Annotated in this window: 1 protein-coding gene; it reads left to right on the forward strand. The window is 49.2% G+C overall.

Annotation, left to right across the window (positions count from 1 at the left end; genetic code table 11):
* The first annotated feature begins 813 nt into the window (after positions 1-813).
* Positions 814-1188, forward strand: a complete 375-nt coding sequence (locus PsWM33_RS13665) for an MmcQ/YjbR family DNA-binding protein (protein WP_063300615.1) — start codon at positions 814-816, stop codon at positions 1186-1188.
* Positions 1189-1545: the final 357 nt, after the last annotated feature.

The following is a 1545-nucleotide window of genomic DNA, read 5'->3' on the forward strand; positions in this document are numbered from 1 at the left end:
CGAAAACACAGTGAGCTAGGCTAGGAGTGACCGGCGATCCCCTGGATTGCAATGCCACCTGACCGAAGAATACTCCCTGAATATACAGCCTCCAGTTTACCTCAGTGAAACCAAAGCACCGACTTCAAGGGATTGAAACGTATTGCATCTCAGTGCTGTAATGAGACAAACGCTGCAGCCGCCCATGTATCTCAATGAGAAGGGGAGTGAGCCTGTGGGAAGGGCGAGCCTTAGACCTCAAGAGCGACTAACACAGGTGATCAAGCCACAGCATTTATGAGCTGGCGCAGCGTGATTGTGCTAAACCGCAACTGGGATGACTTTGTGCGGCTCTCTGCGTTCGCTGGTGTTTGCACACGTATTGTGTCTCCACGCCTGCTGCACTTGCGAAGGTAATGCGGGGCCAGTTGTGCATCAGGATGTAATCGGCGGGATTGAATCCGTAACTGCACCACGTTGCCGGAACGGCGGTGCGCTCCCTTCTGCGTTCGTTGGCGGTATTTGCACACGAAATTGTGCCGCGATTGCTGCGCATTCGAAGGTAATGCGGAGTGCGCATTCTGCGCCAGGATGAGATCGGTGGGATAGCACCCATAACTGCTCTACGCTGTCTGCTAACTACAAAAGAGATGGAGCTATTCTATGCGCTGTCTGAGGTGAATAAGAGTGAGCGTGTGTGATGAGTGGTCCTTACCGGTAGGCAAATTTGGAAGTTGGTTGAAGAAGTACGGAATTCTATATTGATTGTGTTATCTTCGTTGCAATTATTGGCTGTGTTTGATGCCTTTTATTGATTGCTAGGGAGAGATTACTTTGACGCGGGATGAGTTTGATAATTATTGCAAGTCATTGGTTGGGACGAGCAATGCCATTCAGTGGGGGAATGCTTCGGTTTGGAAGGTTGGAGGGAAGATCTTTGCGATTTGCTCTAACTGGGGAGAGGACCGTCCTGAGATGGAAGGGATCAAGATCAGCTTTAAATGTTCGGAGCTTTCCTATCAGATCCTAACGGAACAGGAGGGCATTATTCCGGCGCCTTATCTGGCTCGGGCGAAGTGGGTTCAGATTGAGACTGCGCAGGCGATGGCTGATGAAGACATCAAGGATTATGTTCGTGAGGCGCATAGCATTATTGCGAGGAAGCTGACCAAGAAGCTGCAGAAAGAGATTGGGTTTGTTGCAGCTTAAGTGTGTCTGATCACGTGGGGCTCTGAATAACTGATCGTGCTGATTTTAAGGTTTGCGTTCTTTTGTGCAGATTTGCGTTATTTGCGCGAAATGTGCGTTGCTCGTGGTTCTTATTGAGTGGTTTTGTGTCTGGCTTTTGCACCGCATGCATTTAATTTTGAACGGGGGAGGTTCTATCATAGAACCACCTAGCGGGCATATGTTTACCCCGTGGAATTCGCCTTATTTTTTATGCCCGGTTTTTCAGATGTTGCGCTCGCATCCGCTAATAAAAGTTATCCCCCTCTGAGGATCTTTCTTTACTCATAAGCTTGTCTTTGCGTAGCATTGCGATCATTCGTGCTCGGTGCTCGGTGC

This window comes from Pseudovibrio sp. WM33, from assembly GCF_001623165.1.
Taxonomy (GTDB): domain Bacteria; phylum Pseudomonadota; class Alphaproteobacteria; order Rhizobiales; family Stappiaceae; genus Pseudovibrio.